Here is a 681-nt window from a genome sequence, read left to right on the forward strand (position 1 = left end):
CTTTGAGGGAATATCCAATCGGTTCACAAGTAAGTTATAAAGGACAAGTATTTCAATTGGTTTCGATTGAAAATGCACAGTTAAATGACTTAGTTCGCCTAGAGCTATTCAATGATTCTAACCAGTTATTTGAAGAGAACCCTATTTTATACTTGAACAGTTTGGAAGAGATTGAACAAGTATTGTCTCATGTAGAACTTGAAAAAGAAGATTCAGAGATTGAGATTAATCCATCAAGTGAAAGTCAGGAAATAGATTTGTTTTCCTACCTGGAAGAAGATAATGAAAAGGATAAGGAAATAAAACCTTTAATTTCAGGTATAGAAGAGACGGATGTTACTGTTCAAGATTTTGTTTTTCCAGATGACTTAGAGGACTTTTATCCTAAGACAAATCGAGAAAAGATTGAAACGAATATCGCCGCAATTGAACTTGTTAAAAGATTAGAAAAAGAGGGACGACAAGCGAATCCAGAAGAACAAGAACTACTAGCCAAGTATGTTGGATGGGGTGGTCTTGCCAATGAATTTTTCGATGAACTCAATCCAAAGTACGAATCAGAACGTTTAACTCTTAGGAGCTTAGTAAGTAAATCAGAATACTCCACCATGAAACAAAGTTCTCTTACAGCCTATTATACAGACCCAATGATTATTCGCCAGATTTGGCAAAAATTACTGG

The 681-nt window shown here is 34.9% G+C and carries 1 pseudogene; it reads left to right on the forward strand.

Going from position 1 to position 681, the window contains the following annotated elements:
* Positions 1-681, forward strand: a pseudogene (locus L0M85_RS09840) (helicase SNF2); the annotation flags it as partial.

Source organism: Streptococcus sp. DFI.7.26 (assembly GCF_022240605.1).
Lineage (GTDB): Bacteria > Bacillota > Bacilli > Lactobacillales > Streptococcaceae > Streptococcus > Streptococcus xiaochunlingii.